23 protein-coding genes are annotated in these 25644 nt (G+C 42.2%); 3 read left to right on the top strand and 20 right to left on the bottom strand.

Annotated elements, in window-relative coordinates:
- Positions 1 to 212: 212 nt before the first annotated feature.
- The 12 genes from A8F95_RS00755 to A8F95_RS00700 all read right to left on the bottom strand — a co-directional run bounded on the left by A8F95_RS00755 (position 213) and on the right by A8F95_RS00700 (position 12627).
- Positions 213 to 527 carry a DUF2178 domain-containing protein gene (locus A8F95_RS00755; RefSeq protein ID WP_065408812.1) on the bottom strand — a complete coding sequence of 105 codons (315 nt, stop codon included), beginning with the start codon at positions 525 to 527 and terminating at the stop codon, positions 213 to 215.
- Positions 520 to 729 carry a helix-turn-helix transcriptional regulator gene (locus A8F95_RS00750; protein ID WP_065408811.1) on the bottom strand — a complete coding sequence of 70 codons (210 nt, stop codon included), beginning with the start codon at positions 727 to 729 and terminating at the stop codon, positions 520 to 522. The genes A8F95_RS00755 and A8F95_RS00750 overlap by 8 nt, the downstream gene beginning before the upstream one ends.
- A gap of 136 nt (positions 730 to 865) precedes the next feature.
- Positions 866 to 1468, bottom strand: a complete 603-nt coding sequence (gene coaE / locus A8F95_RS00745) for a dephospho-CoA kinase (RefSeq protein ID WP_065408810.1) — start codon at positions 1466 to 1468, stop codon at positions 866 to 868.
- A 19-nt stretch (positions 1469 to 1487) separates the two neighbouring features.
- Positions 1488 to 2120 (bottom strand): sporulation membrane protein YtaF, encoded by a 633-nt coding sequence (gene ytaF / locus A8F95_RS00740; protein ID WP_049663697.1) that lies wholly within the window; start codon positions 2118 to 2120, stop codon positions 1488 to 1490.
- Between the two features lie 66 nt (positions 2121 to 2186).
- Positions 2187 to 3023, bottom strand: coding sequence for a DNA-formamidopyrimidine glycosylase (gene mutM / locus A8F95_RS00735; protein ID WP_065408809.1), 837 nt, complete (start codon positions 3021 to 3023; stop codon positions 2187 to 2189).
- Between the two features lie 32 nt (positions 3024 to 3055).
- Positions 3056 to 5683 (bottom strand): DNA polymerase I, encoded by a 2628-nt coding sequence (gene polA, locus A8F95_RS00730; RefSeq protein WP_176713586.1) that lies wholly within the window; start codon positions 5681 to 5683, stop codon positions 3056 to 3058.
- On the bottom strand, positions 5658 to 7457 hold the full coding sequence (pnpS, locus tag A8F95_RS00725; protein WP_065408807.1) for a two-component system histidine kinase PnpS: 1800 nt from the start codon (positions 7455 to 7457) through the stop codon (positions 5658 to 5660). The genes polA and pnpS overlap by 26 nt, the downstream gene beginning before the upstream one ends.
- Complete coding sequence (locus tag A8F95_RS00720; protein ID WP_065408806.1) at positions 7454 to 8167, bottom strand: response regulator transcription factor; 714 nt, start codon at positions 8165 to 8167, stop codon at positions 7454 to 7456. Before A8F95_RS00720 ends, pnpS begins: the two co-directional genes overlap by 4 nt.
- Before the next feature lie 162 nt (positions 8168 to 8329).
- A complete protein-coding gene (gene mdh / locus A8F95_RS00715; RefSeq protein ID WP_049663705.1) occupies positions 8330 to 9271 on the bottom strand; it encodes a malate dehydrogenase in 942 nt (313 codons plus the stop codon).
- A 90-nt stretch (positions 9272 to 9361) separates the two neighbouring features.
- A complete protein-coding gene (icd, locus tag A8F95_RS00710) occupies positions 9362 to 10651 on the bottom strand; it encodes an NADP-dependent isocitrate dehydrogenase (RefSeq protein WP_281181734.1) in 1290 nt (429 codons plus the stop codon).
- 108 nt (positions 10652 to 10759) lie between these two features.
- Positions 10760 to 11878 (bottom strand): citrate synthase, encoded by a 1119-nt coding sequence (citZ, locus tag A8F95_RS00705; protein WP_049663715.1) that lies wholly within the window; start codon positions 11876 to 11878, stop codon positions 10760 to 10762.
- Between the two features lie 293 nt (positions 11879 to 12171).
- Positions 12172 to 12627 carry a DUF441 domain-containing protein gene (locus A8F95_RS00700; RefSeq protein WP_065408804.1) on the bottom strand — a complete coding sequence of 152 codons (456 nt, stop codon included), beginning with the start codon at positions 12625 to 12627 and terminating at the stop codon, positions 12172 to 12174.
- Between the two features lie 107 nt (positions 12628 to 12734).
- On the opposite strand from A8F95_RS00700, the gene ytvI reads away from it, so the two are divergent.
- Positions 12735 to 13865, top strand: coding sequence for a sporulation integral membrane protein YtvI (gene ytvI / locus A8F95_RS00695; protein WP_065408803.1), 1131 nt, complete (start codon positions 12735 to 12737; stop codon positions 13863 to 13865).
- A gap of 27 nt (positions 13866 to 13892) precedes the next feature.
- Here the strand turns inward: ytvI and A8F95_RS00690 are convergent, their stop codons facing one another.
- The 8 genes from A8F95_RS00690 to dnaE form a co-directional block, all read right to left on the bottom strand.
- Positions 13893 to 14279: an FxsA family protein gene (locus A8F95_RS00690; RefSeq protein WP_065408802.1), complete on the bottom strand. Its 387-nt coding sequence runs from the start codon at positions 14277 to 14279 to the stop codon at positions 13893 to 13895.
- 174 nt (positions 14280 to 14453) lie between these two features.
- Positions 14454 to 16214 (bottom strand): pyruvate kinase, encoded by a 1761-nt coding sequence (pyk, locus tag A8F95_RS00685; protein ID WP_065408801.1) that lies wholly within the window; start codon positions 16212 to 16214, stop codon positions 14454 to 14456.
- Between the two features lie 28 nt (positions 16215 to 16242).
- Entirely contained in the window at positions 16243 to 17202 is a 960-nt protein-coding gene (pfkA, locus tag A8F95_RS00680) for a 6-phosphofructokinase (protein WP_065408800.1), read from the bottom strand.
- Between the two features lie 211 nt (positions 17203 to 17413).
- Positions 17414 to 18364 (bottom strand): acetyl-CoA carboxylase carboxyl transferase subunit alpha, encoded by a 951-nt coding sequence (gene accA / locus A8F95_RS00675; protein ID WP_049663730.1) that lies wholly within the window; start codon positions 18362 to 18364, stop codon positions 17414 to 17416.
- Positions 18361 to 19233, bottom strand: a complete 873-nt coding sequence (gene accD / locus A8F95_RS00670) for an acetyl-CoA carboxylase, carboxyltransferase subunit beta (protein WP_049663733.1) — start codon at positions 19231 to 19233, stop codon at positions 18361 to 18363. The genes accA and accD overlap by 4 nt, the downstream gene beginning before the upstream one ends.
- A gap of 76 nt (positions 19234 to 19309) precedes the next feature.
- On the bottom strand, positions 19310 to 19918 hold the full coding sequence (locus tag A8F95_RS00665) for a FadR/GntR family transcriptional regulator (protein ID WP_077247151.1): 609 nt from the start codon (positions 19916 to 19918) through the stop codon (positions 19310 to 19312).
- Positions 19919 to 19922: 4 nt separating this feature from the next.
- Positions 19923 to 21161, bottom strand: coding sequence for an NADP-dependent malic enzyme (ystJ, locus tag A8F95_RS00660; RefSeq protein WP_065408799.1), 1239 nt, complete (start codon positions 21159 to 21161; stop codon positions 19923 to 19925).
- Between the two features lie 106 nt (positions 21162 to 21267).
- Entirely contained in the window at positions 21268 to 24618 is a 3351-nt protein-coding gene (gene dnaE / locus A8F95_RS00655) for a DNA polymerase III subunit alpha (RefSeq protein WP_065408798.1), read from the bottom strand.
- Positions 24619 to 24764: 146 nt separating this feature from the next.
- Here dnaE and ytrH point away from each other — a divergent pair, with 146 nt between their 5' ends.
- Both ytrH and ytrI read left to right on the top strand, forming a co-directional pair.
- The gene (gene ytrH, locus A8F95_RS00650) at positions 24765 to 25100 is read left to right on the top strand and encodes a sporulation membrane protein YtrH (RefSeq protein ID WP_065408797.1); all 336 of its coding nucleotides are present in this window, start codon (positions 24765 to 24767) and stop codon (positions 25098 to 25100) included.
- Between the two features lie 11 nt (positions 25101 to 25111).
- Entirely contained in the window at positions 25112 to 25606 is a 495-nt protein-coding gene (gene ytrI, locus A8F95_RS00645) for a sporulation membrane protein YtrI (protein WP_245671044.1), read from the top strand.
- Positions 25607 to 25644 lie beyond the last annotated feature (38 nt).

Below are 25644 nucleotides of genomic sequence, written 5' to 3'. Positions count from 1 at the left end.
AAATAAATGTTATACTTAATTGTTTTTTTATCTGCAATTAGTATAACATATTTGCCTCCAAGTGGAAGCCTAAAAACCGCAAAATGATAAATTTAACTATTCAGAAAATAATGTACAAATCAGCTGCTTAGCTAATGAAGATTGAATGACTCATCATCCCTTCAATCAAGCTATTTCGATCGCATTCCCATTCGTTTCGTTCCCGGTCAGCTTTAGTTTTGACCGCTGAAATAAATGCTCGTAATGATAAGAGAAATGTTGTGCGCAACCCAGATACCGGTCATAAGAAAAAATGAGAAAGAGATGCCGTCATACACAATAATGAATGCCCAAGCAACGAGTAGAATGATAGAGGTTACATTCCACGCAGCTGCTTTCGAACGAGTCGTAACGTATTGCTGGCGTTCATCAAATAATCGTTTTTTCTCACCGATATGACGGTTAATGAAATAAATAATAATGGTAATGATCACGCCAAGCAGTAAACCTGACAACCCTATTAAGTTATTTGCTGCTATTTTACTCAATATTCTCATCTCCTTCAAAAATAAATAAATCTTCAATCTGACAATTAAACAATTGAGCAAGCTTATGAGCTAAAACGAGAGAAGGGTTATATTTGCCTTTTTCAAGCGAAATAATAGTTTGTCTTGATACATTTAACTTTTTTGATAGTTCTTCCTGCGTGATGTCTCTCTCTGTGCGTTTTTCCCGAATCTTATTTTTCATTCTTCCTCCCCTTCTTATTAGTAAAGTTAACTTTACGTAAAGCTTACTTTACTTCTATTCTATTTGTCAAGCTAGCTTGACAAATAGAATGCTTTATTCATTTTATCCGTAAAAAAACCGTTCACTGTGGAACGGGTCAAGGCGTCAGCTGCCAGTCTTCAATTATTTTCAGAAGCTGTTTTTTCGTTTGTTCAATCGTACCGTTATTGTTAATCACCGCATCTGCCTTTTCTGCTTTTTCTGCAAGCGGCATTTGAGACGCAATGCGGACTTTAGCTGCTTGTTCGCTTAGATCATTGCGAGCCATCAGCCTGTCCAGCTGCGTTGCTTCATCGGTATACACAACGATCACCTTATCTACCATCCATGTTAGTCCACTTTCATATAAAAGTGGAATATCCATGATAATCGTTTCCTTACCCGCTTCAATAGCGGCCTCTTTTTCTGCCATCATGAACTGGCGAACAGCTGGATGCACGATACTGTTTAATTTCTTTCTCTGCTCCTCATTATTGAAGATCATGTCACCCAAGCGGCTTCTATCGAGTGAACCGTCGGGCAAAATAACGCTGCCTCCAAATGCTTCTGCAATCTGGGAAAGCGTCTGGCTGCCTGGCTCTACTACTGCCCGGGCAGCCACGTCCGCATCTACAATTACATATCCTCGTTCTTTTAATAAGCGGCTAACTGTGCTCTTTCCGCTTGCAATGCCTCCTGTTAGTCCAATGATTGCTGCCATTACTTTCCCCTCCAAACCTTTAAATCTTTAACGTGCCTAAAATAATGAGTAAAATGCCAGGAAAAAAGGAAAGTCGCTGTACCCATTGGATGCTCGCAAATTTTCGACCGCAAGCAAGGCCGCCTGTCACAAACAACAAATTCATAATAGCGACGGCCGCCGCGAGCCCAATAGCTGAATAGCCGAGCATGGCAGCCCCTATCCCTGCCCCAAACGCATCTAATGACAGCGCGAAACCGAGTAGCAATGCCTCTAAACTGGTAATGGTACCGGATTGATCCAGATCAGCAGCTGTCGGCCTTTTAAAAATATGAATGACCACCCCGAGTCGTTTCAATTCTAAATGAATAAGCTGTTTTTCTTCAAGATGCTCGTGCTTTTGCTCTTCCCGGAAAAATTGCCAAAGCACCCAAGCCCCGAGTGCAATTAGAATAATTCCGCCGATCCGTCCTGCTGCTGCCTCGCTAAACCAGCGGCTTATCCAATGGCCGGTCCCCATAGCAACGAGAAGTGCTGATGCCGAACAAAGCGATAAAATGATGGAAGACTTCACTGGCAATTTTAACTTTTTTAATCCATAAGCAAGACCTGCACTAAAACTATCTAAACTGACTGCCGCTGCCAACATAAACAACGAAAGATACCCATCCATCCAACAGCTCCTCCCCTGTCAAAACGTTACTGTAGTATATGGAAGGACAGATGGGAAGGTTCAGTCTTATCTAGGCGAAAGCGGCTGGCAGTTGGGGCAAATATGGGTTCCTCTTCCGGCTGTTCTTATTTTTATGATCAATTCACCACAATGTTTACAAGGTTCTCCTTTGCGGCCATAGACGAAATGAGTCTCTTGAAAGGTGCCGGCCTGCCCTTGGCTGTTGACATACGAACGAACCGTGCTTCCTCCTTTATCAACCGCTTCTTTCAAGGTAGAGATAATTTCTTTATGCAGAATCTTGATCTCTTCTTCGCTGAGAGAATTAGCTTTCCTTTCAGGATGAATTCCTGCACGGAACAGGGCCTCATCTACATAAATATTGCCGAGCCCGACAAACACTTTTTGATCAAGCAGCACGGCTTTAATATTTCTTTCTGTTTTCTTTAGCTTGCTCTTTACATATTCAAGAGAAAAGTCCTCTGAAAATGGTTCAGGCCCGAGCTGTGATAATGGCAGAGAATCGTGCTCTTTTCCCCGCTCAAATAAATGCATCGTCCCAAATTTACGTACATCACGGTAACGCAGCTGTGAACCATCTGTAAAGGTGAATAAAATATGGGTATGCGGCTCCTCTTGTTCTCCATCTTCATGCAGCCGATATTTACCTTCCATTCGCAAATGCGACACGAGTGAATAATGATCGAGCGCAAAAATTAAAAATTTCCCTCTGCGCAATACATCGTGAATCGTTTCACCGACTAATGCATCGGCAAATTGCTCCGCCTGTTCGGGTTTTTTGATAATGTTAGACCATCGGATTTCCACTTGTTGAATCGTCTTGCCGACGACCAGCTGTTTGAGCGTACGCCGGACAGTTTCTACTTCAGGCATTTCAGGCAAGCTGCTCTCTCTCCTCTCTATTCTATCTTTTATTATTTAGCATCGTACCATGTCGGCCCGTATGCATAATCTACTTTCAGCGGGACCTTTAATTGAATGGCCTGTTCCATTACTTCTGGAACAAGCTGCTTCATCGTTTCAATTTCTGCTTTTGGCACTTCAAAAATCAATTCATCATGCACTTGCAGTAACAGCTTAGATTGAAGCTTTTCCTTTTCGAGCCTTTCAGCCACATCAATCATCGCTTTTTTAATAATATCAGCGGCACTTCCCTGAATAGGTGTATTCATAGCTGTTCGCTCTCCAAAACCGCGTAAGTTAAAGTTACGGCTGGTAATTTCCGGAATATAGCGACGGCGTTGCATCAAGGTAGTGACAAAGCCTTTCTCCTTTGCCTCCCGGATGATAGAATCCATGTACTCTTTCACGCCTGGATACGTATGCAAATAGCGATCAATAAAAGTGCCTGCTTCTTTTCTCGTAATGCCAAGGCTTTGGGACAATCCATAATCGCTAATGCCATAGACGATACCGAAATTTACAGCCTTTGCCTGCCGGCGCATGTTACTGTCCACTTCATCCTGTGAGACATGGAACACATCTGCAGCAGTGGCCGTATGTATATCAAGATCATGTAAAAAAGCATCAATCAACTTCTCATCATTCGCGATATGAGCCAGCACACGCAATTCAATTTGCGAATAGTCAGCTGCGAAAATAACAGAATCCGGTTCTGATGGAGTAAAAGCTTGACGAATTTTTCTTCCTTCCTCTAATCGAATCGGGATATTCTGCAAGTTAGGCTCTGTCGAACTTAACCGGCCTGTTTGTGTCAATGCCTGATTAAAGCGCGTGTGGATTTTATGAGTATCCGCATCAACTACTTTAAGCAAGCCTTCAATATAAGTAGACTGCAGCTTGCCAAGCTGGCGGTAATGTAAAATATGCTCGACAATTTCATGGGAGGGCGCCAGTTTTTCTAGAACCTCCGCTGACGTGGAATAGCCTGTTTTTGTTTTTTTGATAGGCGGCAGCCCCAATTTTTCAAACAAGATCGTACCAAGCTGTTTCGGTGAGTTAATGTTAAACTCTGTGCCCGCAAGAGAGTAAATCGTCTGCTCAATGTCAGCCAGCTTGCTTTTTAGCTCCTCGCCCATTTCTTTCAGACGGTCTACATCAACTTGAACCCCTTCAGATTCCATATCAGCAAGAATAAAGGCAAGAGGCAGTTCAAGCTCATAAAGCAATTCAAGCTGTTGATTTTCCTCCAGTTCCTTCAGGCAAACTGATTTTAGCTCTTCAATGGCCGCTGCTTTAGAAGCAATATGCTCGGCATAATCAGATTCTTCAGGAAGTCCGCGTTTCGCGCCTTTCCCATATACAGTTTCATCCGATTGAATAGATGAAATCCCATGCAGCTTCCCTACAGCCGCAAAATCTTCCGGCGACTCAGACGGATTCAGTAAATAAGAAGCCAGCCAGACATCAAAGTCAATTCCTCTCAGCTCAATTCCATGCCGCCTTAATCCGATAATGGTCCGTTTCGCATCATACACTGATTTTTTCTTCGTCTCATCCTCCGCCCAAGCTTTAAAGGCAGCTGATTGCAGTGCCGCTTCGGCAGGAATAAAGCACGTACCCTTTTCTCCGCTTACTCCGAAACCGACAACATCAGTACGATGGTAGTTTTCAGTGATCATTTCTAAATAAAAGGCCATTTCTCCGCTGAACAAGTCTTCTGTCACTTCAGAAACGAGCTCATAGTTCACTGTTTCATGTACAGGAACTTCTTCTGCTGGTCGATCAAGCTTTTCAAGCAATGAATTAAACTCCAGTTCTTTAAACAGCTCATATACTCTTTCATTGTTGGCTTCCTGATATTCCAAATCACTTAAGGAAAAATTAATAGGCACCTCTCGTAAAATGGTAGCGAGCTCTTTGCTCATAACAGCCATCTGCTCATGCTCACGCAATTTTTCCTGCAGCTTTTTACCACTTACTTCATCAATGGAGGAGAGCAGCTTTTCTACAGAACCAAATTGCTTTAACAACTTGATCGCTGTTTTCTCGCCCACTCCTGGAACACCCGGAATGTTATCAGAAGAATCCCCCATTAATCCTTTCATATCGACGATCTGTTCTGGCGTTAATCCATATTTTTCTTCTACATGAGCTGGAGTATATTCTTCAATATCGGTAATTCCTTTTCTTGTAATACAGACCGTTGTGGCATCCGAGGCAAGTTGCGTCAAATCTTTATCACCGGAATAGATTTTTATCTCATATCCATCTTTTTCTGCTTCAAGCGACAGCGTACCGATAATATCATCTGCCTCATAATTTTCTAATTCATATTGGGCGATCCCATAGGCTTTTAATAATTCTCGAATATAAGGAAATTGCTCAGATAGCTCAGGTGGCGTTTTTTGCCGGCCGCCTTTATACTCATCAAATGTCTTATGTCTGAACGTTGTTTTTCCGGCATCAAAAGCGACGAGAAGATGAGTTGGCTGTTCCTCTTTTAATACCTTTAACAGCATCATCGCAAAGCCATATACAGCGTTGGTATGAACACCTTTATTATTATTCAGCAAAGGCAATGCAAAAAACGCTCGGTAGGCAATGCTGTTGCCGTCAATTAATACGATTTTTTTCTTCAAAGCGACCTTCCTCCTCATTCTGCTTTTTTAACGAAACGGTAAATGTTGTCCCTTCAGTGGCTTTACTCTTAACAAAAATCTCGCCATCATGCGCTTCGATAATATGCTTAACAATCGCTAAACCGAGTCCAGTACCTCCTGAATTACGGCTTCTCGCTTTATCTACCCGGTAGAAACGCTCAAAAATCCGCGGCAGCTCTTCTGGATCCATCCCAATGCCATTGTCCTCTACCTCGACGATTACCCGGTTATCCTCTTCAAATGCTCGAACTTCTATATGGCCGCCTTCTTGTGTATACAAAATGGCATTTGTCATTAAATTAAAGAACACTTGCTTTAATCGACCGCTATCTCCCTCAATCCATAAATTCTTTTCTAATTGAAGGGATAACTCAATCTGCTTCTCTTCAAACCGATTTTGTAAAGATGGCAGCATATCCGTAATGAGTGCATCTACCGATAGCTGTGTGATATTTAAGGAAATTCCTTTTTGCTCAATCTTGGACAATTCTAATAGATCCATTACAAGCGATTGCATTCGTTCACTTTCTTTTAAAATAATAGTAAGAAACATCTTTAACGCTTCTTTATCTTCTAGTGCACCATCTAGTAAAGTTTCGGTAAAGCCTTTAATAGAAGTAATGGGCGTTTTCAATTCATGGGAAACGTTTGCCACAAAATCTTTGCGCATTTGTTCAAGCTTTTTCAAACTTGTAATGTCATGGAATACAATTAGTACCCCTTTCCACTCGGCATTCGTCCCAATAATAGGTGCACCTGATACCTCAAAATGTTTTCTTTCGATGCCAAGCGGCAATAACAGCTGTCTGCGTACATTTTGTTCGGTCATGAAAACTTCTTCAACGATGTCAATAACTTGTTCATGAGGAATCGCCTCATGATACCTTTTCCTTATTAACTGCTTCTTTTCTAAATGAAAGTGACGTTTAAATGACTTGTTGACCATCGTGATAAAACCGCGGTCGTCAATCAAAAGCAGCCCGCTTTCCATATTTTCGATTAAAGTTGAAAGCCGGTTTTGATGCATTTCCTGCGCCTGCATCATCTCTTGTAAATTACGGGCAAGAATATTAATCGACGTATTCAGCATGCCAACTTCATCAGGCGGAATTTCATGCGTTCTCGCCCGATAATTCCCTTTTGCGAGCTCTATCGCTACCTTCGTTGCGGATTCGATTGGTTTCGTATAACGATTTGTAATTTTTGTACTAAACAATGTAAGCAAAACAAGAGAGGCTCCGAGTGAGAAAAGCAAGATTAGCCAAATTTGCTGGTAAATATTGTCCAGATCCTTGACCTTTGTATTTAATACAATCATTCCGTCCTTTTGACCGTCTTTATTTTTTATCGTCCGCCAATGATAGTGTTCACCGAATTTATTAAAAAGAGATTCTCGATAGGCAGTAGAAGATCCCATCCCAGCCAGCCTTTTAACAATTTCCTGATGATCAGAAATAGTTGAGTCATCAAAAGCACCACTATCAAAAACCAATTTTCCCGAAGCATCAGCAAGAGAGATTCGAACCTGCAGCTGTTTACTCCAGTCTTTTACCATATCCGTATTAAAAGCCTGCAAGCCGCCTTCCCGGTTAATTTGTCCTGCCAGTACTTCTGTCTCTTTTTCTAAGCGCTCATTAAAGGTGGATAAATAATAGCCTTTGAACATTTGTCCAAGAATAATGCCGAGAGCAACTAGAACTAGAACAATTAAAGAGAGAAGGGCAAGCATTAGTCGGGTACGAAATTTAATCATGAAGGCTTTGGCTCCTCTAATTTATAACCTAATCCACGAATGGTTTTTATGTACTCTGGCTTTCTTGAATTTTGCTCAATTTTTTCCCGCAAATGACTTATATGTACATCGACAATTCTAGTGTCACCAGCAAAGTCGTATTTCCAAACAGCACTCAATAGCTGATCGCGTGTTAACACACGGCCTTTATTCTCCATAAGGTAAAGCAACAATTCAAATTCCTTCGGAGTAAGCTCTAATAAATTCCCCTGGAAATACGCTTCATACTTCTCAGGATAAATTTCAATATCTGCCACAACGAGCCCTGTGTCCTCTGTAGGGACTTCTTCTATTTTCGGCACATGCTGCAAGCGGCGCAAAATAGCCTTAACCCGTGCCAGTAATTCTCTCGGGCTAAACGGCTTCGTCATGTAATCATCTGCACCAAGCTCAAGACCGAGTACTTTATCAAACTCTTCATCCTTTGCCGTCAGCATCAAAATTGGCGTTGACACTTTTCGCTGTCGCAGCTCCTTGCACACTTCCATTCCATCCAGCTTGGGAAGCATCCAATCTAAGACAAGCAAATCTGGAGATTCCTCTGTTGCTCTCTTCAGCGCTTCCTCTCCATCAAATGCTGTGATGACTTCATAGCCAGCTTGTTCTAAGTTATATTTAATGAGTGTTACAATGGATGGTTCATCATCTACAACTAAAACTTTTTTATTCATTTTGTCCCCCTTGGAAAGTAATTAGCCATTCCTTATCAATTATACCTTAACCTTTTCGTGTTGAAAAAGGAAGAACCCGAAGGCTTAAGCAATGGGTTTTCCTGACCTCTAGAAAAGGAAAAAGCCCATCAATAGAATTGACAGGCTTTCATATAGAACTACTTATTCAGAGAGAACATCCATAACGTTACGTACAGACTCTATTGATTTTTTCAAAGCAGCTTTCTCATCTTCAGTCAGTTCCAGTTCAATTACTTTTTCGATACCATCTTTACCAAGGATCGTTGGGACACCCAGATACAGTCCTTCATAACCATACTCACCTTCAAGATAAGCAATAGCTGGAAGGATACGACGCTGATCTTTCAAAATAGCTTCAGCCATTTCAACAAGAGAAGCCGCTGGTGCATAATAAGCCGATCCATTACCTAAAAGGGAAACGATTTCGCCGCCTCCTTTGCGTGTACGTTCAACAATGGCGTCTAGCCGATCTTTTGGAATAAGAGTTTCCAATGGGATGCCGCCTGCGTAAGAATAGCGAACAAGCGGAACCATATCATCACCATGGCCGCCAAGCACGAAGCCTGTAACATCTTTAACAGACACATTTAATTCTTGAGCAACAAATGTACGAAAACGTGCTGTATCCAAAACACCTGATTGACCAATAACACGATTTTTAGGGAAGCCAGATTCTTTAAATACCGTGTAAGTCATCGCGTCTGCAGGATTTGTTAAGACAATAATATGACAGTTCGGAGAGCTTTTCACGATTTCAGCTGTAACAGCCTTCATCACTTTTTGGTTGGTTTGCACCAAATCATCACGGCTCATTCCCGGCTTACGGGCAATACCGGCTGTAATGATCACGAGGTCAGAATCTTTCGTCTCTTCATAGCTGGATGTACCGATAATATTTGTATCAAATCCTTGCACCGGACTCGCTTCAAGCATATCGAGTGCTTTACCTTTTGTTGGTCCTTCAGCTTGCGGAATATCAACTAGTACAATGTCTCCGAGTTCTTTTTGTGCGAGTAAAAATGCCGTAGTGGCTCCTGTAAATCCCGCACCGATGACGGAAATCTTTTTGCGTTTTAAAGACATGGAAAGTTCCCCCCTTATAATTAGGTGATAGGTAAAGTGTAGAATATATGTAACACCGTTCTTCTTATAGAAGAACGGTGTTGCTTTAAATTAAAGATTTTTAATTAGTTCATCAGCAAACTCAGAAGTTTTTACTTCTTTCGCACCGTCCATTAAACGTGCAAAGTCGTAAGTAACTACTTTAGATGCAATTGTTTTTTCAACAGATGCAGTGATGAGTTTAGCCGCTTCATTCCATCCTAAGTGTTCAAGCATTAATACACCTGAAAGCAGAACAGAAGAAGGGTTCACTTTATCAAGCCCTGCATATTTCGGAGCTGTTCCGTGTGTCGCTTCGAAAATAGCATGTCCTGTTTCATAGTTAATGTTTGCCCCTGGTGCAATTCCGATTCCGCCAACTTGAGCAGCAAGCGCGTCAGAAATATAGTCACCATTCAAGTTCATTGTAGCAACTACATCGAACTCTTTTGGACGAGTAAGAATTTGTTGAAGGAAAATATCAGCAATTGCATCTTTAATGATGATTTTGCCAGCCGCTTCTGCATCAGCTTGTGCTTTGTTCGCCGCTTCTGTTCCTTGCTCTTCTTTAACTTTATCGTATTGAGCCCAAGTGAATACTTTATCGCCAAATTCTTTCTCAGCTAATTCATAGCCCCAGTTTTTAAAAGCGCCTTCCGTAAATTTCATAATGTTACCTTTATGTACTAAAGTAACAGATTTACGGCCTTCTTTAATAGCGTAATTAATAGCAGCACGTACTAAACGAGTTGTTCCTTCTTTAGAAATTGGCTTAATACCAATACCTGATGTTTCAGGGAAACGGATTTTGTTTACACCCATTTCATTTTGCAAGAAGTCGATGACTTTTTTCACTTCATCTGAGCCTTCTTTGTATTCGATACCAGCGTAGATATCTTCTGTGTTCTCACGGAAGATCACCATGTCTGTATCCTCAGGGCGCTTAATTGGAGAAGGAACTCCATCAAAGTAGCGAACAGGGCGTAAGCAGACGAATAGGTCTAACTCTTGGCGAAGTGCTACGTTCAATGAACGGAAACCGCCACCGATTGGTGTTGTTAAAGGACCTTTGATAGCAATTAAGTATTCGCGAATTTGTTCTAAAGTTTCTTCCGGAAGCCATTCACCAGTTTTGTTAAATGCTTTTTCTCCGGCATATACTTCTTTCCATTCGATTTTTTTCTCGCCGTTATATGCTTTCTCAACAGCTGCATCTAGCACGCGGGAAGCTGCTGCCCAAATATCAGGACCAATACCGTCTCCTTCAATAAATGGGATTACTGGGTTGTTTGGTACATTTAAAACTCCGTTTGTTACAGTAATTTTTTCGCCTTGTGTCATGAAAAATACCTCCAATTCCATAATCAAAGGTTAGAGGCATGCGCCCTCTAACCTCTCCTTTGTTACTCAATTGTTACTCAATCTTTATTACACTAATTTTTTATGATTTTGTAAATATGAGTATGAGAGTTACTTGCGCTCACCAATTGGTACATACTCTTGCATACCAGGACCTGTGTACTCAGCACGTGGACGAATTAAACGATTGTTCGAGTATTGCTCCAAAATATGCGCGAGCCAGCCAGATACACGGCTTACCGCAAAGATCGGCGTGAACAAATCGTGCTCTATACCTAGGCTGTGATAAACAGATGCTGAATAGAAGTCCACGTTTGGCGGAAGCTTCTTCTGAGATGTCACGATCTCCTCAATCTGAGTGGACATATCGTACCATTGCGGCTCTCCCGTTAATTCAGTCAATCTTCTTGACATTTCTTTCAAATGCTTTGCACGAGGGTCGCCTTGACGATATACGCGGTGACCGAAGCCCATGATTTTCTCTTTATTGTTTAACTTGCTTAAAATATACGGTTCTACATTATCAACAGAGCCGATTTCAGACAGCATCTTCATTACTTGCTCATTGGCGCCGCCATGTAGTGGTCCCTTTAAAGCAGAGATAGCTGCCGTTACACCTGAATAAACATCAGATAAAGTAGCTACACAGACACGGGCTGTAAATGTAGAAGCGTTTAATTCGTGATCTGCATGCAGGACGAGTGCTTTATCAAACGCTTCCACTTCTACCGCTTCTGGCTCTTTTCCTGAAAGCATATAAAGGAAGTTCGCTGCTAAACCTAAATCCTTGCGTGGCGCTATTGGCTCTTGGCCTTTACGGATACGTGCAAACGCAGTGACTAGCGCAGGGATTTTTGCCTGCAAACGAACCGCCTTACGGTAATTAGCCTCTTCATTCATGACATCTGCTTCTTCATCATACAAACCGATCAAGGAAACAGCCGTGCGAAGGGCAGCCATTGGATGGACTTTATCAATTGGATACATTTTAAAGTGGTTAAATACTTCTTGAGGAAGATCATAGTTGTCTGACAGTTGCTGCTTTAGCTCATCTAATTCTGTTTGTGTAGGAAGCTTACGGTGCCACAGCAGATAAATCACTTCTTCAAAGCTTGCATTTTCCGCTAAATCATCGATGTTGTATCCTGCGTATGTAAGGGTGTCATCAATAATAGAGCTCACTGAAGATGTTGTTGCTACTACTCCTTCTAATCCACGAGCGGTCGTCATAATCATTCTCTCCTTCGACTGTTAATTTCCCCCATTGTTTTTGAAACCCCCTCATCTACTGAGTGCCTGCTCAGTAAGGTTTCGTACAAAATACGAACATATAAAATACGAACATACAAAAGATTGCGCTTTCACCTGCTATTATAAACAATAAACCGGGATTTGTGAATGGAAAGTGTCTAAAAACATACAAAATCGTCATGGCCTCTCAACAAAACACGGGGAAAAAACATGCTATATTAATAAATTATTTTCTTTCCTTCAATCATTATACATTGGAATAGATGGAATTTCTAATGAAACCACTCGATAATCTTCATAGCTGTGTAAGCAATGCCCGCACCGATTAACGGACCAACCGCTACACCATTAAACAGCGCGACCGCTGCAACGGTCCCAAAAACAAGTGCCGTCGTTATATGAGGATCCTCTGCTAACAGCACCACTCCACTTTTGCCGAGAAGAGCGACAAACACTCCAGAAACGAGGGCAATCCATGCATAAGGAGACTTCAACGAGTTACCAAGCTCTCTAAAACCAATCTCTCCAGTAGCAATAGGGACAAGTACAGCAATCGTGATAATCGTTACCCCCCAATTAATTCCTTTAGATTGAACAAGAGTAAAAATCTTATTGTCCAAACCAATTATTTTAAGTGCAAGCAGGACTATAATAGCAATAAGTAACGATTGGTTTTTAGCCATTACAGCGATGACAAGCAGCATGAATAAAAATAAATAAGCCTGCATATGCTTTCTCCTTCCTTTTCACGCATTTTTTGTCGTTATAATACGAGCCATTTTTCTTTCTCTCCCTTGTCCCTCTTGATACAATGTGAAGCAGAGGAGGTGAGCTTGTGAACCCATCTAGTCGGCAAAGGCTCATGCGTTTACTCATTGTCATTATTTCTACTGTGTTGCTTATTGTCTCGTTATATTATATTACAAAAGTAACATATCCATTTATCATTGGCTTTGCTGTCGCTTTTCTTATACAGCCCTTCATTCGCTTCATGGAAAAGAAGGCCAGATTGCCGCGCGCCGCCGCCGCCGTTACAGCGATTCTTCTGATTCTAGCTGTTTTTGCAGGCGGAATCACACTTCTTATTGCTGAAATCGTTTCTGGCGCCAACTATTTTGCCTCTGTCGTTCCCCGTCACGTTCACGTTGTGGTCGAACAGATCGAGACAATGTTTGCTTCCCAAGTCATTCCGTTCTATGAACGAGCAGCTGGACTGTTTCATTCGCTTGATACTGGACAGCAAGAGACGATTTCTACAAATATCCGAGAAGCAGGAGAACAGTTCGCCTCAACAGCGGGAGAATTTATCCAAAACTTCTTTTTAAAGCTTCCTAAATTAATTTCCTGGATTCCTAATTTCGCGACTGCCTTAATCTTCTCATTTCTTGCTGCTTTTTTCATCAGCAAGGATTGGGAAAAGCTTCAACATCGTACAGTCAATTATTTACCTATAAAGGCACGAACAAGCTTAAGCAAGGTATTTGCAGCTTTAAAAAGAGCTTTATTTGGGTTTTTACGTGCACAGTTAACACTGATTTCGATTACTACCTTTATCGTTCTGGTTGGGTTGCTTGTTTTGCGGGTCAACTACGCTATTACACTTGCTCTCGTAGCTGGACTTGTTGACTTGCTTCCGTATCTAGGGACAGGCACGCTGTTTGTGCCATGGATCGCATACGAGTTTATCGCTGGGGACCCCGGGCTTGCCATCGGGCTGACTGTTTTATATGTGATCATTATCGTTCAGCGCCAGATTATGGAGCCAAAGGTGCTGTCTTCAAGTATCGGGCTCGATCCGCTGGCAACACTGATTGCCCTCTTTGTCGGCTTTAAGCTTGCCGGATTTTTTGGCTTGATTCTCGGTCCAATTACGCTCGTGATTTTGAATGCCCTTCATAGTGCAGGAGTGTTCACCGATTTAAGAGACTATATTATGGGGAAAGAAGTACCCCCTCCGGCAAAATAAAAAACGTCAGCGATAAACTGACGTTTTTTATTTCATTACAATAACATTTCTATTTTGGAAGGTGCGGCGAAACAAACGCAGTAAAAGTGGCTTAAGCCATTTACGCGTGTAAGGAAACAAGAGCAGAAAGCCTGCAATGTCTGAAACAAACCCTGGAGCTAACAATAGCAGTCCACCAAATAAAACGCAGACTCCATCCATGACCGCATCACCGATAAATAGTCCCCTTTGGATATCTTCACGCATCTTTGTAACCGCCTGCATCCCTTGCTTCTTAGCAAAATAAGCCCCTAAAAATCCCGTTGTCAAAATCAGCAGAAACGTCGGTAACACGCCAATCGTTTTTCCAGAAAACATTAACAAACTAATTTCTAGTGCCGGGACAACAATAAAAACAAACAGTAGATATCTCAACGGATTTTCTCCTTTTTAGAAAGGTTATGTTCCTCTTCATTGTATCATCCCTCAAGAGCGATCTGCAAAAATAGAGCAGTATTCGCAACATTGTTCATTATTCCCGTGGGCTTGTTCACACTTCTGAACACACTAAAAAACCGACCAACAGCGGCTGGTCGGTTTTATTGTTAGTTAAAGGACATTAGCATGCCCATTATAAATAATGCCTCTTGCTGCATCTACAGTAATTTCTTGGCCGTCTTTTAAAACAGTCATGGCATTTTCGACTCCAACAAGAACTGGTACCCCGAGATTAATGCCAACAACAGCAGCATGGCTCGTTAAACCGCCTTCTTCTGTAATAAGAGCTGCACATTTTTCAATAGCCGGCACCATATCTCTATCGCTGCCAATCGTAACGAGAATATCGCCTTCTTTTACCTTCTCAATCGCTTCTGCTGCACTTCTCGCTACCACTACTTTTCCGTAAGTGGATTTTCGTCCGATTCCCTGACCTTTCATTAAAATATCGCCGACAACATGGATTTTCATCAAGTTTGTCGTGCCTGCTTCGCCTACCGGAACACCAGCTGTAATTACGATTAGATCGCCATGCTTGATAAGACCGGTATTCAAGCTTTGCTGGACGGCAAGTTCAAGCATTTCATCTGTTGTCTTTACTTTCGGTCCGATATTTGGAAATACTCCCCAAACCAATGCCAGGCTGCGCGATACCCGCTCACTGGATGTAACAGCTACGATTGGCGCTTTGGAGCGGTACCGTGAAATCATTCGTGCTGTATGGCCGCTCTCCGTTGGTGTGACAATCGCTTGTACATCTAAATTATTAGCTGTATGAGCAACGGCCTGTCCAATGGCATCCGTCATCGTATGACCGCTTACTTTACTGCGTGTCGATATAATCTCCGAGTAATTCAAAGCTGTTTCCGTACGGTCAGCAATGCTGTGCATCGTTTGTACAGCTTCAAGAGGGTACATACCAGCTGCTGTTTCTCCGGAAAGCATAATCGCATCTGTACCATCGAAAATAGCGTTCGCTACATCACTCGCTTCCGCCCGTGTTGGACGCGGATTACGCTGCATGGAATCAAGCATTTGAGTTGCTGTGATAACTGGTTTGCCGAGAGTATTACAGCGTTGAATTAACCTTTTTTGCACGAGCGGCACTTCCTCAGCAGGAATTTCTACGCCAAGATCCCCGCGTGCTACCATCAAGCCGTCGGATACATCAAGAATACTATCGATATTATCGACTCCCTCTTGATTTTCGATCTTCGGGATAATTTGAATATGGCTTGCCCCATATTGCTCAAGTAATTCATGAATTTCAAGAACATCGGATGCTCGACGGACAAATGAAGCGGCAATAAAGTCAACGTCCTGTTCAATGCCAAACTTAATATCCTCTGCATCTTTTGCCGTAATCCCTGGAAGCTTGATGGATACGCCAGGTACGTTTACACCTTTTTTATTTTTCAGCGTGCCACTATTAAGTACTTTTGTTTGGATTTCTCCCTCTTGCTTATGAATGCTTATAACCTCGAGGGCAATTAAGCCATCGTCTAAAAGAATTTTGCCGCCTGGCTCTATATCATCTATTAATCCTTCGTATGTAACTGAAAACTTTTCAGGCGTGCCAAGTACTTCACTCATAGACACTATTACCTGGCTGCCAGCAGTTAGTTCGATAGCATCATTCTCCATATTATGTGTACGAATTTCGGGTCCTTTTGTATCTAATAGAATCCCAATTGTTTTTCCCGTCTTTTTCGCTGCTTCGCGGATATTTTTAATCCGTTGTGCATGCTCCTCATGGTTTCCATGAGAGAAATTTAAGCGAGCAACATTCATGCCTGCCTCCATTAATTTTTCAAGCATGGACGGGCTTTCACTTGCCGGACCAATTGTACATACAATCTTTGTCTTTCTCATCTCTTGACAGCCTCCTCGTGAAAATCAATTAAATAGATAACTCTTTTGCTAACCGGGAAATATTTAAATCCAACTGATGTGGAAGGGCAAGAGCTTCTACAATGTCATAGTCTACCAACTTATTGTGTTCAATGCCAACTGCGCGTCCACCTTTTCCAGCTAACAAAAGTTCAACAGCTCTTGCTCCAAGTCTGCTTGCAAGCATACGGTCCGCAGCTGTTGGCGAACCTCCTCTTTGCATATGACCTAACACAGATACCCTCGTTTCGATACCGGTCATTCGCTTCACTCTCTCAGCAAATTCATTACCGCTCATGACTCCTTCAGCCACAATAATGATGCTATGTCTCTTGCCGCGTTCTAATCCTTTTTGCAAACGCACTTTAATAGACTCCATGTCAAGCGGCTCTTCTGGAATTAAGATCGTTTCCGCTCCACCAGCAAGCCCTGCCCACAATGCTAGATCTCCGGCATTTCTTCCCATTACTTCTACGATAAACGTCCGCTCATGAGAACTAGCTGTATCACGGATTTTATCAATTGCATCAATGATTGTATTTAAAGCTGTGTCAAAGCCAATGGTAAATTCTGTGCCCGGAATATCATTGTCAATGGTTCCAGGTACACCGACACATGGATAGCCAAGCTCGGTAAGTGCTTTTGCTCCACGGTAAGAACCGTCGCCGCCAATCACAACAAGCCCTTCAATTCCGTTTTTTTTCAGCTGCTCTAAACCTTTCTTTTGTCCTTCTGCAGTTTGGAATTCAGGACATCTTGCTGAACGGAGAATCGTTCCGCCCCGATGAATAATATCACCAACAGAACCAACTTCCATCTTATGAATATTACCCGAAATTAACCCTTGGTATCCTTGATAAATTCCATATACCTCTAGATCATGATAGATAGCCTTACGGACAACAGCTCGAACAGCTGCGTTCATTCCTGGTGCATCGCCGCCGCTCGTTAACACTCCGATACGTTTCACATGGCTCCCTCCATCCTGCCTATATCTTAAAAAAATATACAGCGACCTTTTTTACTGCTTTATTAGTCTCTTCTAAAATAACAGAAAGGTCTGACCTTCACAATGTTTATCAAAATTCCTTATAGATTACCTTAAAGTTATTCCCAAAAAAAGAACGTGCTTATCATCGTATCGCACGTTCTTTTTCCCGCTGTGTATTTAACTAAAACAACTAGAGCGTATATTCTCCAATTTGTTTGTATTTTATATAACGATTGTCCAATAATTCGGGGATCGATAGCTGAAGAAGTTCCTGTAATGCCGGCTTCAACATTTGATCAATTAAAGCTGCCTGTTGAGCGATATTTCGATGAGCTCCACCGCTTACCTCAGGAATAATGGCGTCAATGACTCCAAGCTCTTTCAAATCACCTGCTGTAATTTTCATCGTCTCTGCCGCACGTTTTGCCTGGGAAGCATCTTTCCAAAGCAGAGCAGCAGCCCCCTCTGGAGAGATAACAGAGTATGTTGAATTCTCTAACATAAATAATTTATCTCCAATGCCTAGGGCAAGAGCACCTCCGCTTCCACCTTCACCGATTACGATACAAATGACTGGCACTTCCATACCCGCCATTTCAAATAGGTTTCTCGCAATAGCTTCACTCTGGCCACGCTCTTCAGCCGCTTTTCCGGGATAAGCCCCTTTCGTATCAATGAGACAAATAATCGGACGCTTGAACTTTACTGCCTGGTTCATTAAACGAAGAGCTTTACGGTATCCTTCCGGGTGTGGCATACCAAATGTACGCTTGATATTCTCCTTCGTATCACGGCCACGCTGATGTCCGATCACTGTGACTGGCAGTCCATGGTATTTTGCTACTCCGCCAACGATCGCAGCATCATCCCCAAATAATCTGTCACCGTGAAGTTCCATAAAATCAGTAAATAAATGCTGAATATAATCAAGCGTTGTCGGACGTTCTGGATGTCGAGCCATTTGGACGCGATCCCATGGCGTCATGCTTTCATAAATGTCTTTTTCAAGCTTTTTCAAGCGCTGCTCCAGCTTTTCAATTTCTTCTGTTAAATCTACATCTGAAGTAGAAGTAAACTCTTTTAACTCAGCAATCTTTCCTTTTAGTTCCATTACTGGTTTCTCAAATTCTAAACCAATCATGCCAGTTCACCACCCGGTTCATGTATATCGAGCAAAAAGGCGATCTTTTCTTTCATATCATGACGGTGAATGACCGCATCAAGCTGGCCATGCTTTAATAAAAATTCAGCCGTCTGGAAGTCTTCTGGAAGCTTCTCACGGATCGTCTGTTCAATAATCCGTCTGCCTGCGAATCCGATAAGTGCCCCAGGCTCTGCAAAGTTATAATCTCCTAACGACGCAAAGCTAGCAGATACACCGCCAGTTGTTGGATGTGTCATAATAGAAATAATGAGTCCGCCATTTTCACTAAAACGTTTTAAGGCCACGCTTGTTTTAGCCATCTGCATTAATGAAAGAACACCTTCTTGCATTCTAGCTCCGCCTGAAGCCGTGAAGATAATGAACGGTACATTCCGTCGGCCCGCCTCTTCAATCGCTCTTGTAATCTTTTCACCAACAACGGATCCCATGCTTCCCATACGGAAATTAGCATCCATAATGGCCACGACTACTTCATGGCCTTCGACTTGGCCCACACCAGTTAAAATCGCTTCATTCATTCCTGTTTTTTGTCGATCGGCCTCTACCTTTTCCAGGTATCCCGGAAAGTTCAGCGGATTAGTTGAAGAAAGCGCAGCATCTAACTCTTGAAACGTTCCTTCATCGATAAAAGAATCACGGCGTTCAAGGGACGTCATGCCATGGTGATGACCACACTGCAAGCAAACATTTAAGTTTTTCTTTAGTTCTTTCGTGTACATAATCTTTTTACATTTTGGGCATTTTTGCATTATGCCTTCAGGTACGTCTTGTTTGCTGGCTTCTGTAGGTATCGTCGCATACTTTTTCTTTTTCGGTTTTTGTTTGTTAAATAAGTCTTTAATCAAGTTGCATCCTCTCCCTATAAAAAGCTTGAACATAGTTATGTGACTTTATGAGGCGGACGACAAAAAATAGAACAGCTTAAAGCTGCTTATAAGTATCAAAAATATCTTTTATATTTCTTGTCTTTATTATATAAATTAAGTGGACAAAGGCCTCTTTATTCATTAGCAGCCTATCCTCTTTATGAATCGCATCTGCATAATCGGACACGATTAGCCAGATTTTCTTTAAAAGTGAATTGCCATTTATACTCATTAAAAAAGTGAAGAAGTCATGTTCTGTAAAGGACGCATCTTTTATTTTTTCAGTAAGCTCAGACATGTGCTTCTCAAGATCCGGCAACATGACCAAAGAAGACAAGCAGCCCATTTCAACGATTTCTTTCGTTAAACAGACGTCTTTTTTCGTCTGTTCCCTTTGTAAAATGAATGTGCTGAGCAGTTGAACAAGCTGATGGTCATTAAAGTCCCGAAGGAACGTTCCCTCTCCCCTTCTTGTCTCAATTAATCCAAGCAGTTCGAGAGCCCGCAGCGCTTCTCTAATAGAAGACCGCGAAGCAGACAGACGTTCAGACAGCTCCCGCTCTGATGGCATCTTATCTCCCGGAACCAATCCGTCTGCTGCGATCATGTCACGAATCTTTTCAACGACTTGCGCGAATTTTGATTGCGGTCGTTGATTTTCCATTGCTTTATTCACCTTTTCCGATTAAAGCCAATTGCATCGTACGTTGACGAATTTCCTCTGGATCTGCTTTTAAGCGGGCAACGCCCGTTTCCATTGCTGCTTTTGCCACTGCTGCCGCTACTGCTGGCGCTACACGCGGATCAAATGGTCCAGGAATCACATAATCAGAGTTTAGCTCTTTTTCATCAATCAAACCAGCGATGGCCGCTACAGCCGCATGCTTCATTTGTTCATTAATATGTGTTGCACGCACATCAAGCGCGCCACGGAAAATCCCTGGGAAAGCCAGCACGTTATTGACCTGATTCGGGAAGTCTGAACGTCCTGTTCCAATTACGCGGGCCCCTGCCATTTTTGCCTCTTCTGGCATTACTTCCGGAACTGGGTTTGCCATAGCAAAAATAATCGGCTCTGGGTTCATCGTTTGGATCATTTCTTTTGTTAACGCACCGGCAACAGATACTCCAATGAAAACATCGGCACCTTTAATAACATCTTCTAGTGAACCCTCTTGGCGGTTGATGTTAGTAAACTTAGCTACTTCCTCTTTAACAGAGTTCATTCCTTCCTGGCGGCCCTCATAAATAGCTCCGCGTGAGTCACACATGACGATATCACGAACGCCATAGCTCGCTAAGAGCTTAATAATGGCAATACCAGCTGCACCGGCACCGTTAGCTACAATTTTAATGTCTTTGAACTTTCTGCCCGTTAATTTAAGTGCATTGAGAAGGCCAGCCGCTGTTACAATAGCTGTTCCGTGTTGATCGTCATGAAACACAGGAATGTTTGTTTCTTTCTTTAGACGTTCTTCGATTTCAAAACAATGAGGAGCAGCAATATCTTCTAGGTTGACACCGCCAAATGTTGGCTCCATTAATTTTACAGTTTCAATAATCTTTTCTGGATCTTCTGTATCTAAACAAATTGGAAAAGCGTCTACACCGGCAAAACTCTTAAATAGGACCGCTTTCCCTTCCATAACTGGCATTGCTGCCTCTGCACCAATGTTTCCTAAGCCAAGCACAGCCGTACCATTAGAAACAACTGCTACAGTATTTCCTTTAATTGTATAATCAAAGACGGTTTCAGGCTTTTCATAAATTTCCTTACATGGCTCTGCTACGCCTGGCGAGTAAGCAAGGCTTAAATCTCTAGCGTTTCTCACTTTTGTTTTAATGCCAGTGGACAACTTCCCTTTATTTGTTTTATGCATATGCAATGCTTCTTCTCTAAGTGACATTCTTTTTCTCTCCCTATTTCAGCAAGTCTAACCGCCTTCAGTGGTCAGACCACGTTTTCGTCTATTACACACAATAAACTATCAAAGATAAGTTGTAAAGTAATAATTATTTCAATACGACATTCTCTCTGCCGAGGATCGTTGTCAATTCTTCTACTAATTGTTTTGTTGGCTTAACCGAATTTTTTTCATGAAGTTTAACGGTCTGCCGGTTCTTTTCATAGTGGAGCACAACAGATGTTGCCCCTTTAAAGCGGTTGATTACTCGGTGAACGTCTTCGAGTATCAAATGCTCGTCCGGTGCTTCTGGTATTTTTATGTACAAGGTTTTGGCTCTTTCAGCTTGCCGCTCTTGCACTTCTTCTATGCTATGAACCGCTTTAATAATCAGCTGTTTTCCCCCGCTTCTTTCCTCTACGTTTCCTGTTAAATAAAGAATTGCTCCTTTTTCCAGAAGGGGGGAGCAGTTCCTATAGGAAGGCGGAAACAGAACACCTTTTATTTCACCGCTGCTGTCCGAACAGTGAAGAAAAGCCATGTTTTCCCCTTTTTTTGTACGGATGACTTTTACCTCATTTATGAAAGCACCGATGGAAACATGCCGGCTGCCTGGAGACAAATCCGCAGATGGGACAGCTCCTGACTGCGTAAAAAGCTGTTCATATGGCTCTGTTGGATGAGCTGACAAATAAAGACCAAGCACTTCTCTCTCATGCTGAAGTTTAGCTTCCATACTCATCGGTTCTGCTTGTGCATATTTCGGTTTTGGAAAAAAATCATCTTCTGTAAATAAATCATCTTCCGCACTATCTGTTGGCCGAATAAGCTGCGCATGTTCAATCGCAATATCAAGCGTGGCCAAAAGAACAGCCCGGTCTTCATTAAACTCATCAAATGCTCCTGCAAATAAAAGAGCCTCCAAAGCTTTGCGATTCACGATGTTAAGAGGCACACGGAGACAAAAATCAAACAAATCAACGAAAGGGCCTTTTTCCCGCGCCTCTATAATTGCCTTTAACATCCCCGCTCCAATACCTTTGATGGCGGCTAGACTAAAGCGGATCTTGTTCTCTTCAGCTTTAAATGGATAATAACTATTATTGATGGAGGGGGGCAGCAAAGAAATTCCCATTCCTTTTGCTTCGGACACATATTGTTTTATTTTATCCTCATTGCCGATTGCAGAACTTAGTAGCGAAGCCATGAAAATAGTTGGATAATGAGCTTTAATGTACGCCATTCCATAGGCAATAAAACTGTAGGCGACTGCGTGGCTGCGGTTAAATCCATAATTGGCAAATTGAACAATCAGATGATAGATATCTTCTGCGACTTCTTTGCTATAACCGTTTTTCATCGCTCCTTCTACAAAATGGCGTCTTTCGCTGTTGAGCACATCCTTTTTCTTTTTACTGACAGCCCGTCTTAAAAGATCCGCTTCTCCCAGCGAAAATCCTGCAAGTCTAGAGGCAATCTGCATAATTTGCTCTTGATAGATCAGCACACCATATGTAGGCTCTAAAATAGCTTGTAAATCTGGATGTGGGTAGTGAATTGGCTGATGCCCGTGCTTTCTCTCTATATAGAGAGGAATGCTTTCCATCGGACCCGGCCGGTAAAGTGCATTCACTGCTACAATATCCTCAAAATGATTTGGCTGCAGCTTCTTGAGCATGTTACGCATTCCCTCTGACTCTAGCTGAAAAATCCCGGTCGTTTTTCCTTCTCCAAGCAACTGAAACGTTTCTTTATTCTGTAAAGGTATATTCTGCAAAGTTAGTCTTTTTCCTTCAATATAATAAATTGAATCAAGCATTCTTTCAAGAACGGACAAATTGCGCAGACCAAGCAAATCAATTTTCAATAAGCCAAGCTCTTCAAGTGCGTCCATCGGAAATTGGGTCAGAAGTACTCCATCATGTCCTTCCTGGATGGGGACTAATTCAGTCAAAGGCAGATCAGTGATAACCATCCCCGCCGCATGGGTAGACGTATGACGCGGCAGCCCTTCAAGCGTCAAAGCGGTTTGATAAACCTTCTCATGTTCGTTCGTTTCGTTCACCCACTCCCGAAAGCGGACAGAATCTGTGTAGTGCTGTTGAAGCGTAAGTCCAGGGCGCGAAGGAATCATCTTAGACAACTGCTCAAGCTCTTTAGATGTAAAGCCGAATACTCTCGCCACGTCTCGTATGACTGCTTTTGCAGACAGCGTACCAAACGTAATAATTTGCGCGGCATGAAGCGATCCATATTTATTAACAACGTAGCGAATGACTTCATCCCGCCGATGATCAGGAAAATCAAGATCAATATCAGGCATCGTCACACGCTCAGGATTAAGAAACCGTTCAAACAGCAGGCCATATTCAAGCGGGTCAACGGTTGTAATACCGAGAACATAGGCAACGAGGGAGCCGGCGGCTGATCCTCTTCCCGGCCCTGTCAAAATAGACCTTTCTTTTGCAAATTTCATAAAGTCCCAAACAATAAGAAAATAGTCACAGAACTCCATTTTTTCGATCGTTTCCAGCTCGTATTCAAGACGATCAACGTACGCTTTCTCTGTGGAAGCCCCCACTTTTTCCAAACCTTTATAGCAAAGTTCCCGCAAATAGTCGGAAGCTGATGGATGATCTGACAGCGGATATTTAGGAAGCAGGCGGCGGCCGAATGAGATATCTACTTCACAGACCTGCGCAATTTTTTCGGTTTGTTCCAGTGCATCTGGTAAATCAGCAAATAAGTTCGCCATTTCTTCTTTCGACGATAAGTAAGCTTGATTATTGTCATCTATCTGCTTATCTGCCAATTTCACGCCATCCTTAATCGCTTCCAAACATTGAACGGCAAATGCATCTGCTTTATTTAAATAAGTGACCCGGTTAGAAACGAGCAATGGAATAGAAAGAGAGATACTTAGCTGCTTCATTTCCTCAATGATCGTTTCCTCGTTCTTTCTCTTGTGGCGCGCAATAGATAAGAAAAAGTGCTCTGGTTCAAATTGTTCTTTCAATAGCTGAGCAGCTTTCTTTGCCTGGACAGGATCCTTTAGAAGTAATTGTTCTACTTCCCCTTCTGCTCCCGGTGTAAAAGCAAATAACCCGGCAGAATAGCCTTTCAGCCATTTTAACGGAATTCCTTCTTTCGCTCTTGATTGAATAGCACTCGAAATTTTAAGCAAATGATGATAGCCTGTATTGTTTTTAGCCAATAAGACAAGTGGATAAGAACGGTCTTCCCCCATTACACTTTCAATATCAGCAATCAAACCAATAATCGGTTTGATCCCAACTCGTTTGCATGCTTTATAAAAAGGAATAACTCCATACATCACATTGCGATCCGTAATGGCAAGCGCACCGTAGCCCATCTCTTTCGCCTTTACAGTCAATTTGTCGATGGCTATGGCACTGGACAATAGGCTGTAGCCTGTCTGAACTTGCAGATGTGTAAACATCCTTCTCATCCTTCCTTGACACTTTTCGTCCCTAATGTCTTCCTCCATTATAAGACGGCCGCTGAAAAAAAGAAAATACGTTCTGGTTTCATAGGAACCTTTCTTTTTACATATATAGTAGAAAGACAAGCTAATATGGAGGGTATATGGCGCAGACTTTTTTTGATGAACTGTTTAAATGTTATTTCATCGCATTTGGTGTTCTGCTTGGCGGCTCTTTGATCGGAGGGGTGGCGTCATTTGCCACCGGGAGACCGCTTCTTACCGGCATTTCACAAATTAGTGAGGGCTTGCGGATTTGGGCTATTATAGCAGCTATTGGAGGAACGTTTGATACAGTCTATAGTTTTGAGCGGGGTTTTCTAAATGGAGAAACGAAAGACTTATTTAAGCAGTTTCTGCTCATTTTGTCAGCAATGGGCGGAACGGCTACCGGAGCAGCTATTATCGTATGGCTAACCGGGGAGCATATTTCACCATGAGAGTCCCCTCTTTGTACAGGCAAAAAAAATTACAGGTTTTACTCGCCGGGGCAGCAATTGGTTTTTGCCTTAGCTGGCTGCTCTTTCTTTATCTGTTTGGTGCTATGCAGGAGAGACAGGCTGCCTTATTGGAAAAACATAAAAAAACAATTGATGAATTAAAAGTACAACTAGACATCTGGCAGGAGGAATATAAAGAGCTAAATAAAAAAAACCTGCACAAGCTGACTGTGCAGGAGATCGAGATTGATATTATCAATTATAAAAAATATGGTATTGATGACGCCCAAAGTATCTTTTCAGCGAAAGAACAGATCAAGAAAGATCTATCTGTCTTATATGCTAAAGACCTGGAAACGGTTTATTCCCATAAAGAACTAATCAGGCAAACGATCGAAAATAAGACATTAAAAATTAATAAACGCAGCTATTCTCTCCATGTAAAAGAATGGTATTTTTACACAACCGTTCATATCCAGCTGGAATTAGACCTAGAAGGCGGTTAACTCCTGTATACGTGAAGAGGCAAAAGCAAGTATTGGTC

Origin of the sequence: Pseudobacillus wudalianchiensis (assembly GCF_001685015.1) — a bacterium.
GTDB classification, from domain to species: domain Bacteria; phylum Bacillota; class Bacilli; order Bacillales; family Domibacillaceae; genus Pseudobacillus; species Pseudobacillus wudalianchiensis.
The sequence above is the reverse complement of the archived record's forward strand: the minus strand, read 5'-3'. Positions and strand labels throughout refer to the sequence as shown.

What these genes read in the sequence shown, in the direction of transcription:
- dnaE (WP_065408798.1), bottom strand. Translation starts at nt 24,618, where the DNA reads ATGTTTACACATCTGCAAGTTCAGACAGGCTACAGCCTATTGTCCAGT.
- citZ (WP_049663715.1), bottom strand. Translation starts at nt 11,878, where the DNA reads ATGACGACCGCTCGTGGATTAGAAGGAGTAGTAGCAACAACATCTTCA.
- accA (WP_049663730.1), bottom strand. Translation starts at nt 18,364, where the DNA reads ATGATTGGTTTAGAATTTGAGAAACCAGTAATGGAACTAAAAGGAAAG.
- coaE (WP_065408810.1), bottom strand. Translation starts at nt 1,468, where the DNA reads ATGGCAGCAATCATTGGACTAACAGGAGGCATTGCAAGCGGAAAGAGC.
- mdh (WP_049663705.1), bottom strand. Translation starts at nt 9,271, where the DNA reads ATGTCTTTAAAACGCAAAAAGATTTCCGTCATCGGTGCGGGATTTACA.
- ystJ (WP_065408799.1), bottom strand. Translation starts at nt 21,161, where the DNA reads ATGTCACTTAGAGAAGAAGCATTGCATATGCATAAAACAAATAAAGGG.
- pyk (WP_065408801.1), bottom strand. Translation starts at nt 16,214, where the DNA reads ATGAGAAAGACAAAGATTGTATGTACAATTGGTCCGGCAAGTGAAAGC.
- A8F95_RS00700 (WP_065408804.1), bottom strand. Translation starts at nt 12,627, where the DNA reads ATGCAGGCTTATTTATTTTTATTCATGCTGCTTGTCATCGCTGTAATG.
- A8F95_RS00665 (WP_077247151.1), bottom strand. Translation starts at nt 19,918, where the DNA reads ATGGAAAATCAACGACCGCAATCAAAATTCGCGCAAGTCGTTGAAAAG.
- ytrH (WP_065408797.1), top strand. Translation starts at nt 24,765, where the DNA reads ATGGCGCAGACTTTTTTTGATGAACTGTTTAAATGTTATTTCATCGCA.
- ytaF (WP_049663697.1), bottom strand. Translation starts at nt 2,120, where the DNA reads ATGGATGGGTATCTTTCGTTGTTTATGTTGGCAGCGGCAGTCAGTTTA.
- pnpS (WP_065408807.1), bottom strand. Translation starts at nt 7,457, where the DNA reads ATGATTAAATTTCGTACCCGACTAATGCTTGCCCTTCTCTCTTTAATT.
- icd (WP_281181734.1), bottom strand. Translation starts at nt 10,651, where the DNA reads ATGGAATTGGAGGTATTTTTCATGACACAAGGCGAAAAAATTACTGTA.
- A8F95_RS00750 (WP_065408811.1), bottom strand. Translation starts at nt 729, where the DNA reads ATGAAAAATAAGATTCGGGAAAAACGCACAGAGAGAGACATCACGCAG.
- A8F95_RS00720 (WP_065408806.1), bottom strand. Translation starts at nt 8,167, where the DNA reads ATGAATAAAAAAGTTTTAGTTGTAGATGATGAACCATCCATTGTAACA.